This is a genomic window from Janthinobacterium sp. KBS0711, from assembly GCF_000988085.1.
In the GTDB taxonomy this organism is placed as follows: Bacteria; Pseudomonadota; Gammaproteobacteria; order Burkholderiales; family Burkholderiaceae_D; genus Janthinobacterium; species Janthinobacterium lividum_E.
The window spans coordinates 343,770-360,773 of record NZ_LBCO01000011.1 but is presented as its reverse complement, the minus strand read 5'-3'; the positions used below and the strand labels follow the sequence as shown (position 1 = coordinate 360,773).

General features: G+C 61.9%; 14 protein-coding genes. 7 read left to right on the top strand and 7 right to left on the bottom strand.

Annotated elements, in window-relative coordinates:
* Positions 1-31 precede the first annotated feature (31 nt).
* Together VM94_RS27180 and VM94_RS07970 are read left to right on the top strand one after the other, a co-directional pair.
* Positions 32-694: a hypothetical protein gene (locus tag VM94_RS27180; protein WP_052755618.1), complete on the top strand. Its 663-nt coding sequence runs from the start codon at positions 32-34 to the stop codon at positions 692-694.
* A gap of 6 nt (positions 695-700) precedes the next feature.
* Positions 701-1,432: an amidohydrolase family protein gene (locus VM94_RS07970; protein ID WP_235432871.1), complete on the top strand. Its 732-nt coding sequence runs from the start codon at positions 701-703 to the stop codon at positions 1,430-1,432.
* Here VM94_RS07970 and VM94_RS07965 read toward each other — a convergent pair.
* The 5 genes from VM94_RS07965 to VM94_RS07945 all read right to left on the bottom strand — a co-directional run bounded on the left by VM94_RS07965 (position 1,389) and on the right by VM94_RS07945 (position 7,906).
* Entirely contained in the window at positions 1,389-2,534 is a 1,146-nt protein-coding gene (locus VM94_RS07965) for an acyltransferase family protein (RefSeq protein WP_138829116.1), read from the bottom strand. The genes VM94_RS07970 and VM94_RS07965 overlap by 44 nt on opposite strands.
* A 33-nt stretch (positions 2,535-2,567) precedes the next feature.
* Entirely contained in the window at positions 2,568-3,941 is a 1,374-nt protein-coding gene (locus VM94_RS07960) for a sigma-54-dependent transcriptional regulator (protein WP_138829115.1), read from the bottom strand.
* Between the two features lie 160 nt (positions 3,942-4,101).
* Positions 4,102-6,366: an arginine/lysine/ornithine decarboxylase gene (locus tag VM94_RS07955; protein ID WP_034755510.1), complete on the bottom strand. Its 2,265-nt coding sequence runs from the start codon at positions 6,364-6,366 to the stop codon at positions 4,102-4,104.
* A gap of 239 nt (positions 6,367-6,605) precedes the next feature.
* Positions 6,606-7,091: a dihydrofolate reductase gene (locus VM94_RS07950; protein WP_046682954.1), complete on the bottom strand. Its 486-nt coding sequence runs from the start codon at positions 7,089-7,091 to the stop codon at positions 6,606-6,608.
* Positions 7,088-7,906, bottom strand: coding sequence for an alpha/beta fold hydrolase (locus tag VM94_RS07945; protein WP_046682953.1), 819 nt, complete (start codon positions 7,904-7,906; stop codon positions 7,088-7,090). Before VM94_RS07945 ends, VM94_RS07950 begins: the two co-directional genes overlap by 4 nt.
* Positions 7,907-8,086: 180 nt before the next feature.
* On the opposite strand from VM94_RS07945, the gene VM94_RS07940 reads away from it, so the two are divergent.
* The 4 genes from VM94_RS07940 to VM94_RS07925 all read left to right on the top strand — a co-directional run bounded on the left by VM94_RS07940 (position 8,087) and on the right by VM94_RS07925 (position 13,782).
* A complete protein-coding gene (locus VM94_RS07940; protein WP_034784423.1) occupies positions 8,087-8,662 on the top strand; it encodes a TerD family protein in 576 nt (191 codons plus the stop codon).
* 76 nt (positions 8,663-8,738) lie between these two features.
* Positions 8,739-9,992, top strand: a complete 1,254-nt coding sequence (locus VM94_RS07935; RefSeq protein WP_046682952.1) for a TerD family protein — start codon at positions 8,739-8,741, stop codon at positions 9,990-9,992.
* Positions 9,993-10,001: 9 nt separating this feature from the next.
* Positions 10,002-11,327: a VWA domain-containing protein gene (locus VM94_RS07930; RefSeq protein ID WP_046682951.1), complete on the top strand. Its 1,326-nt coding sequence runs from the start codon at positions 10,002-10,004 to the stop codon at positions 11,325-11,327.
* 169 nt (positions 11,328-11,496) lie between these two features.
* A complete protein-coding gene (locus VM94_RS07925) occupies positions 11,497-13,782 on the top strand; it encodes an outer membrane beta-barrel family protein (RefSeq protein WP_046682950.1) in 2,286 nt (761 codons plus the stop codon).
* Here the strand turns inward: VM94_RS07925 and VM94_RS07920 are convergent.
* Positions 13,779-14,819, bottom strand: a complete 1,041-nt coding sequence (locus VM94_RS07920) for an SMI1/KNR4 family protein (RefSeq protein WP_052755617.1) — start codon at positions 14,817-14,819, stop codon at positions 13,779-13,781. The genes VM94_RS07925 and VM94_RS07920 overlap by 4 nt on opposite strands.
* Before the next feature lie 148 nt (positions 14,820-14,967).
* Here VM94_RS07920 and VM94_RS07915 point away from each other — a divergent pair, with 148 nt between their 5' ends.
* A complete protein-coding gene (locus tag VM94_RS07915) occupies positions 14,968-15,948 on the top strand; it encodes an ankyrin repeat domain-containing protein (RefSeq protein ID WP_046682949.1) in 981 nt (326 codons plus the stop codon).
* 32 nt (positions 15,949-15,980) lie between these two features.
* Here the strand turns inward: VM94_RS07915 and VM94_RS07910 are convergent, their stop codons facing one another.
* Positions 15,981-16,955, bottom strand: coding sequence for a thymidylate synthase (locus VM94_RS07910; protein ID WP_046682948.1), 975 nt, complete (start codon positions 16,953-16,955; stop codon positions 15,981-15,983).
* Between the last annotated feature and the right edge of the window lie 49 nt (positions 16,956-17,004).

Sequence of the window (17,004 nt, the reverse complement as noted above, 5' to 3'; positions counted from 1 at the left end):
CAGCACCTTGACGACTGCGAAGGAGACCATCATGCACCAACTCGAATGTGAATGCGGGCAATGCCGGCAGCGGGCCGGCGCCGCCTTTGAAGTGCTGGAATTCGGTCGGGACTGGCCCGGCAAGGGCCGCGCGCCGGCCGTCTTCAGCGAAGAGGAAGAACTGCAACTGGCCATGGAGTTGCTGGAAGTGGCCAGCGAGGAGGAACTGGAGCAGTTTCTCGGCAATGTCTTCAAGAGCGTGTGGAAGGGCGTCAAGAAAGTGGGTTCTACCATCGCCAAGGTGGCCAAGCCCCTGGGCGGCGCCTTGAAGGCCGTGGCCAAGACGGCCTTGCCCTTTGTCGGCGGCGCCCTCGGTTCGATGATCCCGATACCAGGCGTGGGCACGGCGCTCGGCTCGGCCCTGGGACGCGCGGCCAGCAATGCGCTGGAGATGGAGATGGAAGGCGAAGCGGAGGGCGAAGCGCCGGCCGACCGCGAACTGGCGCTGGCGCGCCGCTTCGTGCGTATCGCGGGACAGGCGGCGCGCCTGGCCGGCGACAGCGATGGCAGCCCGCGCGCCGTGGAAAGCGCGCTGACGCGGGCCCTGCACCAGCAATTGCCGCACTTTCGCTCGCCTGCGCCGCAGCAGGAAGATGAAAGCGGGCGTTGGCGCCGGCGCGGCAACCGTATCGTTGTCATGGGCGACTGGCAATAGCGCGGCATGATGATCATCGATTGCCACTGCCATGCGGGACCCGGCGACGGCTTGAGCGGGCCGTGGGACAGCGATGCGCCGCTGCAGGCCTACTTGCGCCGCGCCCAGGCGGCCGGCATCGCCCGCAGCGTGCTGTTCGCCGCCTTCCACTCCGATTACGCCATCGCCAACCATGGCGTGGCGCGCCTGGTCGCCGCCGATCCGCAGCATTTTTATGGCTTTGCCTTCGTGCATGCGCGGCGCGACCGGGGCCGCATCATGGACCTGGTGCGCACAGCCGTCGAGCGCTACGGCTTTGTCGGCATCAAGGCGCACCGGCTTGACGCGCGCATCAGCGGCGAACTGTGCGAGGCGGCGCGCTTCTTCGGCTTGCCCGTGCTGTACGACCCGGCCGGCGAGGTGGCCGTGGCCGAACTGCTGGCGCAGCAGTATCCCGACGTCGATTTTATCCTGCCCCACCTGGGCAGCTTCGGCGACGACTGGGCGGCGCAGCTGGCGCTGATCGACCACCTTGTGCGCCATCCGAATATCCATACGGACAGCTCGGGCGTGCGCCGCTTCGACTTGCTGCAGCAGGCCGTGCGCCGCGCGGGACCGCACAAGGTCTTGTTCGGCTCGGATGGCCCCTGGCTGCATCCGGGGCTGGAATTGCACAAGATTGAGTTGCTGGGATTGCCGCCAGCCGATGCCGGGCTCATCCTGGGGGGAAATTTCCTGCGGCTGGCAAGGCAGGGCTAGACACTACAGCAGGCGCCGCAGCAGTCGCAGGGGCGGGCGCCTGCAATGGCGACAGGGACAGCGGCCGTTCGACAAGTAGGAACAGCGTCATTGCCGGTGGTAGGCTGAGCAGCAGCATGAACGGCATCAGCAGTAAAAAGAAGGCCAGGCCCTGCGCTTGCGGCGGGTGGAGCAGCGCCAGCGCCAGGCCGTGGATCAGATAGTAGGAATAGCTGATATTGCCCAGCCAGCGCAAGGGCGTCCAGCAAAACAGGCGCGCCAGCCAGTTGGCGCGGGCCTGGAAGCAGCACAGGCACAGCAGGAAAAAGGCACAGGCCAGCAGCGCCAGTTTCAGCAGCAGCGCCAGCGGCAGCGGCAAACAGCCCAGCGCGCACAGCACGGCGCAGGCGGCCAGTGCGGGCGGCGGTGCGCGCCAGGCGGGCGCCGCCAGCGCTTCATGGACGAGGATGCCGGCAACGAACAGCAGCAAACGAGCCGGACCGCCGAAGATGGCGAAGAGGCCGCCCGCCAGCAAGGTGAGCACGGCGAAGAAGCGCCCGCGCCAGCTGCGGCTGCGCTGGCGCAAACGGAAGACCAGGATGAGCAGGGGGATCAGCAGGTAGTACAGCATTTCATAGCTGAGCGACCAGGCCACGCTGATGAAGGGGGGCGCCGACGTGAAGCCACTGAGCAACAGAAAATTGCTGGCCAGGTAAGCGAAGGCCTGCGGCCACGCCGCCGGTATCCTGCTTTCGGACGGCAGGGCCCACGACAGCAGCAGGTACAGGGCGAAGACACAGCTGTAGACGGGATAGATGCGGCGTGCGCGGCGGCGCAGATAGGGTAGCAGCGCTTGTTGGCGGGACATCAGCGAGCCATAGATCAGATAGCCGCTGAGCACAAAAAACAGGTCGACTCCCGCATTGCCCATGCTGTGCAGGGCTGCAGCCAAGGGCGTGACGGCGCCGCCGCGCCACGGCGCTTCCAGGCTGACATAGTGGACGAGAAACACCAGCAGCACGGCCAGGCCGCGCAAGCCTTCCATGGCGCGCAGCTGCGGTGCCGCGCCGGGGCGCGAGAGCTCGAAACAGGCGGACAGGCGGTGGCAGGCTGGGCTGTACATGCGCCGACTATAGCCGTCTGGCTATTGCCGGTCTTATGGCGGCACAACATCAGGCTGCGCCAGCTGAGCCGCGCAGGCGGCAGCCTTGCGGCGGATTTGCAGGGCGCGGTCGCTTACGCCAAGGCGGGCTGCGGCGCGCTGGTTGTTGCCGTGTTCTTCCGCCAGCACGAGGCGGATGGCCATGTCGGTGGCGCAGCGCGTGATGTGCGACAGCTTGCAGCCCTGGGCCAGCGCCCGCCGTACGGCCGCTTCGAAGTGCTGGTCGGGCCAGAGCGGCGCCAGCAGCCGTTCGTCGGGCGGCAGGGCGCCGATGGTGATGGGGCCGGGGCCGCAATGGCGGTGCCAGATGCGCGTGACGGTCTGGCGCAGTTCGCGCACATTGCCCGGATACTCGCGCAGCAGCAGGTATTCGCGCACGGCAGCGTCCAGTGCGGGCGGCGGCTGTTGCGCCAGCTCGGCAAGGAAATGCCGGGCCAGCGGCAGGATGTCGTCCTGGCGTTCGCGCAGGGGCGGGGTCTGGCAACGCCAGCCGGCGATGCGGTAATACAGGTCGGCGCGGAAGGCGCCGCGCGCCACTTCATGTTCCAGTTCGCGGTTGGTGGCGCAGACGAGCCGAAATTGCGTCGGCTGCCAGGTATTGCCGCCCACGCGCTTGTATTTGCGCTCCTGGATGGCGCGCAGCAGCTGCGCCTGCAGCGGCAGCGGCAGCTCTCCCACTTCATCGAGGAAGAGCACGCCGCCGTCGGCCAGGGCGAAAGCGCCGTCGCGCGCGGCCGCCGCGCCCGTAAAGGCGCCCCGTTCATGGCCGAACAGTTCGCTGCCCGCCAGTTCCGGCGACAGGGTGGTGCAGTCGAGAATGGTGAAGTCGCCGCTGCAGTTGCCGAGGCGGTGGATCAGTTGCGCCAGTAAATCCTTGCCCGTGCCCGTCTCGCCCGTGATCAGCATCGACGCCTGGCTGAAGGCCGCCATTTCCACCACCTGGTGCAGCAAGGCGGTCCAGGCCGCGCTGTCGCCCACCAGCTGCTGGCGCACGGCGCTGGACGCCAGCAGTTGCGCCACGGCTTGCCAGCGTTGCAGGCGGGCCAGTACCTGTCCCGCATCGACGGCACCGCTGGGCCACAGCAGCACATCGAGCGCGCCAGCTGCCAGCAGGGCGCGCTTTTGCGCGCAGCTGGGGGGCTGGCCGCAGGCGGCAATGGCCAGCACGGAAGCATGGTGGCACAGCGCCGGCAGCGCTTGCAGCAGCGCGGCATTGGCCTCGGCAAACAGCACGATGCCCGCCCCATCCTCGTCGCCATCGTGCCGCCGGGCTACAGTTACCTGAGCCTGCTTCAAGGCCGTCATCAGCAAGGCGCCACTGCCAGCCGCCGCCTGCTGCACGATTTCCAGCCACACCTTGAGCGTCATATGCCAGCCATCACGAGGGCACGAGTGGCCCATCTTAGAAGCCCGACACCCCAGCCGTTTGATCTGGCGCAAGCGTGCGCGGTAGTTCATGAAATGAAAAACGCCGCCTGATTCGCATCAGGCGGCGCTATTTAATGAAGCTCAACGGAGGTCGACGTTTTTAGACGTTCTCGTCCAATTTCACGCAGTCGACAAAATAACCGCGCTTGCCATCGACTTCGCGTTTCACGAGACCGTGCACATCCGTCTCGAAGCCAGGGAAGCGCTCGTTGAAGTCGCGCGCGAAGCGCAGGTAGTCGACGATGGTCTTGTTGAAGCGTTCGCCCGGGATCAGGAGCGGGATGCCCGGTGGATACGGCGTCAGCAGGATGGACGTGATGCGGCCTTCCAGTTCGTCGATGGCCACGCGCTCGATTTCGCGGTGCGCCATCTTGGCGAAGGCGTCCGATGGCTTCATGGCCGGGATCATGTCCGACAGATACATTTCCGTCGTCAGACGCGCCACGTCGTAGGCCTTGTAGAAATCGTGGATTTGCTGGCACAGGTCGCGCAAGCCCATTTTTTCGTAGCGCGGGTTGGCCGCCGCAAATTCCGGCAGGATGCGCCACATCGGCTGGTTCTTGTCGTAGTCGTCCTTGAACTGCTGCAGCGCGGTCAGCAGGGTATTCCAGCGGCCCTTGGTGATGCCGATGGTAAACATGATGAAGAACGAGTACAGGCCGCATTTTTCAATGATGACGCCGTGCTCGGCCAGGTACTTGGTGACGATGGACGCGGGGATGCCCGTGTCGCCGAACTGGCCGTCCAGCGACAGGCCCGGGTTGACGATGGTCGCCTTGATCGGGTCGAGCATGTTGAATCCGGGAGCCAGGTCGCCGAAGCCGTGCCAGTCATCCTCGGCGCGTATCATCCAGTCTTCCTGCTGGCCCATGCCTTCGTCGTTGAAGCTGGACGGACCCCAGACCTGGAACCACCAGTCCTGGCCCCATTCCTGGTCGATCTTCTTCATGGCGCGGCGGAAATCGAGCGCTTCCATGATCGATTCTTCCACCAGGGCCGTGCCGCCCGGCGCTTCCATCATGGCCGCCGCCACGTCGCACGAGGCGATGATGGAATACTGCGGCGACGTCGAGGTATGCATCAGGTAAGCCTCGTTGAAGGCGTCCTGGTCCAGCTTGACCGTGTCCGATTCGCGCACGAGGATTTGCGAGGCTTGCGACAGGCCGGCGAGCAATTTGTGCGTGGATTGGGTCGAGAAGATCATCGATTCCTTGGCGCGCGGACGGTCCTTGCCGATGGCGTGCATATTCTTGTAGAAATCGTGGAAGGTGGCGTGCGGCAGCCATGCTTCATCGAAGTGCAGGGTGTCGATCTTGCCGTCCAGCATTTCGCGCAGGGTTTCCACGTTGTAGATCACGCCATCGTAGGTCGATTGCGTGATGGTCAGGATGCGCGGCTTCTTGTTCTTCGCTTCGCGTGCGAACGGATTGGCCTCGATCTTGCGGGCAATGCTTTCCGGCGTGAATTCATGCAGCGGGATAGGACCGATGATGCCCAGGTGATTACGCGTCGGCATCAGGAACACGGGGATGGCGCCGCACATGATGATCGAATGCAGGATCGACTTGTGGCAGTTGCGGTCGACGACGACGATGTCGCCTGGCGCCACGGTCGAGTGCCACACCATCTTGTTCGAAGTCGAGGTGCCGTTGGTGACGAAATAGCAATGGTCGGCATTGAAGATGCGCGCCGCATTGCGCTCGGACGCGGCCACAGGACCCGTATGGTCGAGCAACTGGCCCAGTTCCTCGACGGCGTTGCAGACGTCGGCGCGCAGCATGTTTTCACCGAAGAACTGGTGGAACATCTGGCCGATCGGGGATTTGAGGAACGCCACGCCGCCCGAATGTCCGGGGCAGTGCCACGAGTAGGAACCGTCGTTGGCGTAGTGCACCAGCGCGCGGAAAAACGGCGGCGACAGGCCGTCCAGGTAGGACTTCGCTTCGCGGATGATGTGGCGCGCGACGAATTCCGGCGTATCTTCGAACATGTGGATGAAACCGTGCAGTTCGCGCAGGATATCGTTGGGGATATGGCGCGAAGTGCGCGTTTCGCCGTACAGATAAATAGGGATGTCGGCGTTCTTGTAGCGGATTTCCTCGACGAAGGCGCGCAGCGATTTCAAGGCGTGGTCGGTTTCCTCGATGGAACCGCCGCCGAATTCTTCATCGTCGATCGACAGCACGAAGGCCGACGCGCGCGATTGTTGCTGGGCAAATTGCGACAAATCGCCGTAGCTGGTCACGCCCAGCACTTCCATGCCTTCTTTTTCCATTGCGGCGGCAAGGGCGCGAATGCCCAGGCCGGACGTATTTTCAGAACGGAAATCCTCGTCAATGATGACGATAGGGAAACGAAATTTCATGCATGTCTCCAAAAAAGCAAGCCGCCCCTGACAGATGTGAAGGGGCGGACTAGGGCGCGACGGTCAGGCGGTAGTGCAACCCGGCAGCCGCAGAAAAAAAATAAGAACGGGATTCTCGCAGAAATGCGGCCTCTGCGGGAAAAAAATATCGTAGCAAAGCGTCACAAGCGTACGCTAGCGTGACGCATGGGTGTGACAGGGGTATTACAGCAACATTCTGCTCATCATTCTCAACCTTATCAGGCTTTGCGTTCCAGCGTGACAAAGGCGTACGGCAGGCCGGATTTCTCCGAAACATGGGCTACACGCGCGGTTTCTTGCCACACAGCATGGTCAACGGCGGGGAAAAAGGCGTCGCAGTCGAAGGTCTGGCCGATTTCCGTGATGATCAAACGCTGTGTCAGGGGCAGTGACTGCTGGTAGATTTCCGCGCCGCCGATGACATAGCCTTCGGCGCCGGCCAGCAGGGCGATGGCCGCTTCCACCGACGACACGGCTTCCACGCCCTCATGGCGCCAGTCCGGATTGCGCGTGATGACGATGTTGCGGCGGTTCGGCAGCGGACGGCCGATGGAGTCGAAGGTCTTGCGGCCCATGAGGATGGGGTGGCCCGTCGTCAAACGCTTGAAATGCGCGAGGTCTTCCGGCAATTTCCACGGCAGGGTGTTGTCGATGCCGATGCCGCCTTGCTGGTCGGTGGCGACGATGATGGTCAAATGGTTCATTGGTTCTTTGAAAGTGGTGGGGGCGATGCCCGATGCCCGTCATTATCGTTGAAATTGACCGCTGCCTCCAAATGCGCACGCATGGCGTCGGCCAGCGGGCCCGGCGCTTCCAGCGGAATCATGTGGCCGGTGTTCTCTTTCAGCAGATGCAGGGTGGCCTGCGGCAGGCGGGCGGCCATGGCGCGCAAATCGTCGGGATTGACGAGCTTGTCGTCTTCCGCGCCCACGATCAGCACGGGAAAATCGAGTTCCGGCAAGCGCGCCATCAAGTCAGGGCGGGCGATGGTGGTGATGAATTGCGCCAGCAGCACGTCCTTGCCCAGGTCCAGCCCCATCTGCTGGATCAGGCCCGTGATCGATGCATCGTCCAAGTGCGACGGATGCAGCAGTTCGCGCAGGCGCTGGCGCGTGATGCCCGCATAGGCATTGCGATCGAGCATGGCGACGATGCGTTGGCGCGCGCTTATTTCCGCAGGCAGCAAACCTTTGGCCGAATTGGCGATCAAAGTGAGGGACTTGATGCGTTGCGGGTGCGCCAGCGCGTGTTCGAGCGCCAGATAGGCGCCCAGCGAAAAGCCCACCAGATGGGCCTGTTGGGCGCTGTGGCTGGCAATCAGTGCCTGCATCTGCGGGCGCGTGCGCGCCTCATGCAGGGGCACGTGCTGCAGATCAAAGGCGCCGCCCAGGGCAGGCGCCAGGCGCGACCACATGCGCTCGTCGCACAGGGTGCCAGGAATGCAATCGAGCCGTATCTGGGTATTCTTCAAGGACAAGCCTGGGGTCAAGAGATGGTGAAAATTTTTGTCGAGCGGCATTATCCGTCATTTTGCGCATTCGGGCAGCGGCGTGGTATTTTCCTTATGGCATTATTTTCAATAGTGCGCGGCTGGCAAGCAGGAACTTTATGGTAGGCTCATGGCTCATCAAGCCGGGGTACCGGCGACGTGACCTGAAACACCGAATGCAACCCATTAATTAAATAAAGAGGAAACACCATGGCGATCAGTTTGCAAAAAGGCGGCAATGTCAACCTGAGCAAGGAAGCTCCTGGCTTGAAGAAAATCGTGATTGGCCTGGGCTGGGACCCGCGCGCCACCGATGGCGCCGCATTTGACCTGGACGGCAGCGCCTTCCTGCTGAAAACGGATGGCAAGGCCCGCTCCGATGCCGATTTCATTTTTTACAACAACCTGAAGTCGGCTGACGGCTCCATCGTCCACGCGGGCGACAACACGACGGGCGGCGGCGATGGCGATGACGAGAAAGTTGCCGTCGACCTGGCCAACGTACCTGCCGACATCGACAAGATCGCCGTGGCCGTCACCATCCACGACGCGGAAAACCGCAAGCAGAACTTCGGCATGGTCGGCAAGGCCTACATCCGCTGCCTGAACGGCGACAACGGCGCGGAAATCGCCCGCTACGACCTGTCGGAAGACGGCTCGACGGAAGCGGCCATGATCTTCGGCGAAATCTACCGCGCCGGCAGCGAATGGAAATTCAAGGCCATCGGCCAGGGTTTCAAAGGCGGCCTGGGCCCTCTGGCCCGCTCGTTCGGTATTAATGCTTAAAAACCAGTTGTTTGTGTAAATGTACCGGGTGGCGCCGCTGCCCGGTTCTGTCTTCCCTTTCTTTCTCCCTGACTCCATGGAAAACCTGATCAAGGGGCAGCGCCTGGCGCTGTCCGGCCTCGTCACGGGTAACGTCGTGCAACTGGGTCTTGCCAGCGCCGGCGTGCCGCTGGATTTTGCCTGTTTCGGTCTCGATGCCGCCGGTAAGTTGTCCGACGACCGCTACATGACTTTCTTCAACCAGCCGCGCACGCCGTGCGGCGGCGTGGAAACCTCTGCGCCGTCCGGCGATGCGGCCGGTTTCAGCTACCAGCTGGACCGCTTGCCTGCCTCCATCGAGCGCCTGGTCGTCACGGCCGCCATCGATGGCGACGCCACGATGGCACGGCTGGGCAGCGGCCATCTGCGCCTGCTCGACGGCGGGCGGGAATTGGCCCGCTACACGTATGCGGGCTCCGATTTTGCGCAAGAAAAAGCCGTCATGCTGGGCGAGTTCTACCGCAAGGACGGGGGCTGGCGCTTCATGGCCGTGGGCCAAGGCTTTAATGGCGGCCTCGATGCGCTGGTCGCCCATTTCGGCGGCGAGGTGGCGCAGGCGGCAGCGGAACCTGCGCCGTCAGCCAAGATTTCCCTGTCCAAAATCTCGCTGACCAAGGCGGGCCAGACGCACAAGGTATCGCTGGAAAAGGGCGCGGGCGCGCCGAGCAAACTCACCGTCAAGGCCAGCTGGGTCGATAACGGCGATGGCGACGACGATAATGACGACCTCGATTTAAGAGTCGGCATCCTCTTGCCGAACGGCCAGATGCGCTTCATCCAGGCGCCGGACACGGCAGGCAGCTTCGACGTCATGCCCTACGTGCGCCACCTGGGCGACGTGGCGGGCGCGGCGGGCAAGGAGCCGGCCACGGAAACGGTGGAAGTCAATCCTGCGCTGGCGCAGCATTACGGCGGCACGGTGGGCCTCGTCTTCAGCGTGTATTCGGCGGTGGCCAACGGCGCCGTCTCGGTGGCGTCCATGCGGCCGAAGATGGTCATGCAATATGGCGAGCAGATCGTCGAGTGCGCGTTCGATTTTCGTTTGTCCAAGGCGGCCGACGACGACACCGTCTACACCTATGTGATCGGCATGGCGCGCATCACGCCCGACAGCATCATCCTCGAGCCGTCCGGCAAGACGTCGGAACCGGGCAGCGAAGCGACGCCTTGGCTGAGCTGGCAGGGCGAGAACCTGCAGCTGGCTTTCAACGGTCCCGTCGTCTTCAAGGGCGAGGACAAGGAAGATGAAGAGGATTGCAATGCGGACAATCCGCGCCGCTACATCGCTTAGGAGACACTGATGGAAACCTTATCCAAGGGACAGCGCTTGCCGCTGGCCAATCTCGTTCCCGACGGCGTGCTGCAGGTCGGCGTGGCCGCGCAGGGGCTGGCGCTCGACGTGGCCTGTTTCGGCCTCGATGCCGGCGGCAAATTGTCGGATGAGCGCTACATGACTTTCTTCAACCAGCCGCGCACGCCGTGCGGCGGCGTAGAGGCGCGTGCCGGCAGCGGGGGCGATGCGGCCGAGTTTGCCTTGCAACTGGCGCGCTTGCCGGCCGGCATAGACCGCCTCGTCGTCACGGCGTCCATCGATGGCGGCGGCGTGATGTCGCAGCTGCAGTCTGGCCACGTGCGCCTGCAGGCGGGCGGACGCGAATTGGCCCGCTTTGCCTTCGCCGGTACGGATTTCGCACAGGAAAAAGCCGTCATGCTGCTTGAAATCTACCGCAAGGACGGCGGCTGGCGCTGCATGGCCGTGGGACAAGGTTTTAATGGCGGACTCGATGCGCTGGTGCGCCACTTCGGCGGCGAAGTCGACCAGGCCGCGCCTGCCGCGGCGTCGGCAATCCAGCAGGCGAAGATCAACCTGGAAAAGCGCGTTGAACGGGAAGCGCCGCAACTGGTCAGCCTCGTCAAGCAGGCGGGCGTGTCCCTGCAAAAAGTGGGGCTATCGGACCACCGCGCCAAGGTCTGCTTGTGCCTCGATATTTCCGGCTCCATGGGACGGCTGTATAAAGAGGGGCTGGTGCAGCGTTTTGCCGAGCGCATCCTGGCCCTGGGCTGCAAGTTCGACGATGATGGCGAGATCGACGTTTTCCTGTTCGGCAAGAACGTCCACCATCCGGCGCCCATGGCCTTGAACAACTGCAATACCTATGTGGGGCAGGCCATACAGCGCCATCCGCTGGAAGGCGATACGCGCTATGGCGCCGCCATGCAGGCGATCCGTGCGTTTTATTTCCCCGACAAGGCCGGCGGCGAGCGCACGCGGCCCGTCGCGGCCGAGCTGCCCGTGTACGTCATGTTCGTGACGGATGGCGGCACGAGCGACCAGGCAACGACGGAGAAACAATTGCGCTGGGCCAGCAATGAACCTATCTTCTGGCAATTCATGGGCATCGGCAAGGGACGCAAGTCGAAAAGCAAGTTTCTTTCCGCTTTTGCCGACTCCGACTTCCCGTTCCTGGAAAAGCTCGACGAATTGCAGGGACGCCTGGTCGACAATGCCAATTACTTTTCCGTCAGCTCGCCCGACGAGCACAGCGATGCAGAACTGTATGATTTATTGATGACGGAGTATCCAGGCTGGCTGAAATTGGCGCGCGGCAACGGCTTGCTGAGGTAGTGGTCATTGGATGAGGCTGTATGACCACAAGTGCAAGAGATTTGTAAATTGAAGTAAATAACAATGGTTCGCATTTGCTTTGCGCAATGGAGTCGTGGCATGCTTTCACCGTGCCCTTACGCTGCGGCGTAGCGCCTCATCCGTAGCGTCTCCATTATTTTTTAAGCAAATGCATAAAATCCTCTTTCACTGTCTGGCGGGCAGCAGCCTGCTCGTCTCCGGCGCCGCTGTTCAGGCCCAAACCACGACTACCAGCGGCGACACCGTCGTCAAGCCCGCGCCAGCATCAGCCAAGGCGTCCGTCGCCGAGTCTACGCCTTCCGTCAGCGTGACGGCGGAACGTCCCACGGGCCGCATCGACCGGCAGGTCTACGACGTCAAGTCCGACGTGGGCAGCAGCAACGGCACGGCGGCCGATGCCTTGAATAACGTGCCGTCGGTGGCCGTCGATCCCGACGGTTCCGTGTCCCTGCGCGGCAGCAGCAATGTGCAGATATTGATCGATGGCAAGCCGTCCGCCATGCTGCAGGGCGATTCGCGCGGCGCCACCCTGAACGCCATGGCAGCCGACGATATCGAATCCGTGGAAGTGATCAATAATCCCGGCGCCCAGTTCGGCAACGAAGCCGGTGGCGGCCCCATCCTGAACCTGGTGATGCGGCGCAACCGCAAGCCGGGCGGCTTTGCCACCGTCAACGCGAATGCGGGCATCGCGGGGCGCTACAACAGCGCCGTGTCCGGCACCTACAATGAAGGACCGTGGGGCTACCAGGGCGGCATCAATGTGCGCCATGACGGCCGCAATTCCGTGGGCGAGGTCAGCCGCGAACGCCTGGAGCGCGGCACAGGAGCTTTCGCCCCCAGCAGCCAGCAGTCCAGCAACAATGGCTTGAACGACTCGCTGGGCTTGCACGGCACCGTCAATTACAACCTGAACGCCAACGACACCCTGGCCGCCAGCGTGTCGTATAACGGGCGCAGCAACGACCAGCGTTCGCTCGACCGCTACATCAATGGCGACAGCACGGGCAGCACCATCGGCGACTATGTGCGCAGTACCGTGCGCAATGGCGACAGCCGCAACTACAGCTGGGGGGCGCGCTACGACCACAAGGGCGAGTTGCCCGGTGAAACCCTCAAAATCGACTTGCGCGTGTCCTCGTCGACCAACGAGAGCGACAGCGATTATGCCAATACCTACGCGGTGGCGCCCGTCAATGCCTTCGACAGCCGCGCGCGCCAGCACAGCGAAACGGGCAACCGCATCGTCGACTTCAGCGGCGACTACGAGCGTCCGCTGGCGGGCGGCACGGCCAAGCTCGGCTACAAGGTGGCCGACAACAAGAGCAGTTTCGACACTTTATATACGGACATCAACCCGGGCAGCCTGGCGGAAATCGTCAACCCCCTGCGCAGCAACCGTTTCGAGCTCGACGAGCGCACCGTCGCGCTGTACGGCTCCTACCAGATGCGCCTGACCGAGCGCTGGAGCGCGCTGGCCGGCTTGCGCGCCGAATACACGGACTTGAACGTGCGCCAGATTACGAGCGGCGTCGAGGCCAGCAACAACTACGTCAACTACATTCCCAGCCTGTTCGCTACCTATAAAGTCAGCGACGAGAGCAATCTGCGTTTCAGCTATGCGCACCGCATTCGCCGTCCGAACGCGGGCGACCTGAATCCGTACGTGGTCTACCGCGACGAATTCAATGTGTCGGCCGGCAATCCGAAGCTGAAACCCACGCAGACGGATTCGTTCGAGATCGGCTATGAAACGAAGATCTCGGGCCTGGAAAGCAGCTTGCGCGCCTACCACCGCCGCGACACGGACGCCATCGTCGATTATCGCTACTTTATCAGCGACAATGTGCTCTTGACCACGCGGGAAAACGGCGAAGGCAGCCATTCAAGCGGTCTGGAGTTCAGCGTCAGCGGCAAGCTGACGCCATCGTTGACATTGAACACGAGCGGCAATCTGGCGCGCAGCCAGCAGACGAGTTCCGACGACCTGGGCAACCGCAGCACGCGCACGGCCAACGCCCTGAGCGGCCGCGCGCGTCTCAATTACCAGTTCGATGCGGCCAACCAACTGCAGCTGGCCCTGCAAATGCAGGGCAAGATGCTGTCCGGACAGGGCTACCGCTCGCCGAACAATACCCTGAATGTGAGCTGGCGCCACACGGTGACACCGCAGCTGAGCCTGGTCATGAACGTGACCGACGTGTTCAGCAGCAACAAAATGGAAACCGTCATCAACAGCGCGTCCCTGCGCGAGACGAGCACGCGGCGCTTCGATGGACGCATGATTTATGTGGGGCTGTCGTACCGCTTGGGCGGGGCCACGTCGGCGGCGAAAGAGGGCGACCGCGAACCGCGCTTCGGGCCGCCGGGCGGACGCGGGCCAGGCGGGCCAGGCGGTCCCGGACAGGGCGGTCCCGGTGGCGAACCGGGCTAAGCAGCTTTGGCGATTTCCTTGAGGAAGTCGACAAAGCTGTCCGCGTGGCGTTCAAAATGCCATGCGCCTGCGCCGTGCTCGGCCGTGTAGACGGGCGCGTCGCCATTTTCAATGGCAGATAGATCCAGGCAATACGGATCGGCGCCCGCATCGGCAATCACCACGTAGTGGGCCGGCCAACCGGCGATGACTTCCTGGTCAACCGGATTGTACGAGTAGCCGTGCTGTGCCTTGAGCAGCTCTGCCGCGCCGTACAGGTTCAAGCCCTGGAAGTAGCGCTTGCTGTCGATATACACGCGCAGCGGAGAGTAGCGGGCCAGGAAGCGTCGGTACTGTTCCGGCAAAGCCCAGCGCTGGTCGATGGCGGCCAGGTCGGCATTATCCGCAATGACCAGCCAGTTCGATGGGCGCGCCAGGTCCTGGTCCTTCTTGCGTTCGGCCGCCAGTTTTTTTTCCAGTTTCGCTGCCGCTTTTTCCAGTGGGGAGCGAGGGTCTTCCAAAGACGCATGCGTGGCCGGTGGCGCAAACCCCGCACCGTCCGGATAGCCATCGCGCTGCCAGGCCAGCACATCGTCGAGGGGCAGGCTCTCGGCTTTCCAGTAGTCGGGAACGGCCGACAAGCCGGCGTCAAATGGCTGGCGGCTCAGCACGGCCAGGCTTTTCACGGCCTTGGCCCTGACTTGTAGCGGTTGCGAGTCCGAGAGAGCCAGCGCCACCACGGTCTCGTAAGCATCCTTGCCCTGGCTTTTCAGCAAGCCGTCGATGCCCCAGTAGGCCAGTTGCGGCATGGTCACGGCCCAGCTGAAAAATTCCTGCAATTCCTGCGCTTGTATCAGGTCCGCCATGGTGTGTACCAATGAGGTGCGCCAGTGCAGCAGCTGGCCGTCGCGCGCGTAAGCGCTCAATATGTCAAGCACGGCCAGCCGGTCGGTCTCACCGTGCTTCTTGATCAGTCTATCCTTGAGCTTGGAAAACTTGACGCCGTCGGTTTCGTCGAACAGTTTGCGGTGCAGTGCTGCCAGTGGTGTGATCGCCATCGTCTTCCTGATTAATTTGTCTGCTGACTTCGGTTGAATGGATACTGTTCCTGACGGCCGCCAGTAGAATTCTGGACAATGCCGGACAGGTCAAATAATATTTTTATTGTAATATGTTGCCTGCTTCTATGATGGCAGGTTCGGTCAAATGATGAAATTGTATTTCAAGACCAGTGTATTTTTATGTTGTCTGCTGGCTATCGTCTATTTGTTCTTGATGCGCAAGACCTTCCCCATGGCCAGTGATGGCAGTGGGCCCAATGGCGATGCGTTAATTGCCTTTTTCATCTTCGTTATCGCATGCATACTGCATGTCCATACTTTCATTCTGGCAATTTTTCTATACAGGAATAATAAGAATGGCACCAGGATCGCATTGGGCATTATGGCTGCAAGTACGCTTTTATTGTCATCGCATGAAATCAGATCCATCGCCAAAAAGCAGCTGTCCGATTATCGATACAATTCCAGTGCGACCACCAAAACTTTCAAAGCGATCAGTTCAGGGATGCCTGCCGAGTTTTTCAGCTATTTCGATCAGATCCCGGACCGGGAAAAAACGTGGCGCTATGTGCGTGACCTGATGGCAGACTTGGCCAAGGCAGGCAGGGTCGATCTGCTTGAAGCACTGGAGATAAAAGGTTTTGCTGTAGCGGAGGCCGGTCATGAGCAGGACTGGACTGACGTGGTGTACGCGGCTGTTTACAGCGAAACACTGTCACCGGAACAACGTCTGAAGGTGCTGGAATGGCTGTTTTCCAAGGCAGAATCTTTTGAATTCTCCCTGAAACAGTCCAGGCATGCGTTCTTCTCGATTGAGAATTTTTCAAATGCGTTCAAGGATATCAATAATCCGAGCACCAGGAAGGTCTTTGATCTCCTGGTACGCCACGACGCCGACTTCAGGGGCAGCAATACCGGATATGTGCTCTGGTATTCGGCCCGCTTCGGGAATCTCGATCACGTCAAGTTTTTAGTTGCCCAAAAAGTCGACCCCAATTACGTTGACGGGAACTGGCATACAACCGCCCTGGACGAAGCCATCGATAAAAAGGACCAGGCTATTGTTCAGGAACTTTTGAAGGCCGGCGCAAAGAAGGCGAGTGAGTTGAAAAGCGCGGTTCAATAATATGAACTGATCCGCGCGTTACGCTACCCGGCTCAGACGGCCATCGCGGCCTTGATGGGCGCGTGATGCTCATAGCCTTCCAGCGAGAAATCGGACGGCTCGATCTTTTCCAGCCATTCCGGCTCGTACTTGCCCGTCTTGGCGTAATCGGGCACGCGGTCGGAAATGACAAACTTGGGCGCCGGGAACGGCGTGCGCTTCAATTGTTCTTCCACCATGTCGAGGTGGTTTTCATAGATGTGCGCGTCGCCGATGAAATAGGTGAACCAGCGCGGCGTGTAGCCCGTCAGGCGCGCCACCAGGTGCAGCAGGGCCGCGCCTTCGGCGATGTTGAACGGCGTGCCCAGGCCGATATCGTTGCTGCGCACATATAAGCACAGCGAGATTTCGCGCGTGCTGGCGTTCGGGATGAACTGGTACAGCAAGTGGCAGGCGGGCAGGGCGACGGCGTCCAGCACGGCCGGGTTCCAGCCGTGGAACAGGATGCGCCGGCTGCCCGGGTTGGTCATGATGGTGTCCAGGCATTCGCGCAACTGGTCGACGGCCTTGTACAGCAGCACTTTTTGCACGCCATCCTCGACGATGGGGGCGACCAAGGTAAAACCGTTGGCTTGCGCATCGGCGATTTGATCCGGTTTGGCGGCGTCCAGCAGTTTATAGGCGGGCCATTGGCGCCATTGCACGCCGTACACGGGACCGAGGTCATCCTCGCCTTCGCGGTAGGGGTTGGCCAGCCATTGCGCATTTTCATTGGCGTTTTGGTCCCACACCTTGCAGCCCAGCGCGCGGAACTCGGCCGCGTTGCGCGAGGCGCGCAGGAAGGCGCACAGTTCGCCGATCACGGATTTGAAAGCCAGTTTCTTGGTTGTCACGGCAGGGAAATTGCCGTTGGCCAAGTCGAAACGCATCATGGCGCCCGGCACGCTCAGGGTGCGGATGCCCGTGCGGTTGTCTTGCCAGCTGCCCGTTTCGAGCACGGTCTTGATCAAATCTTGATATTGCTGCATGTATTTCTCCAACGGTAAGGATGGTGATTGTAACGCAGGCGCGACAGGC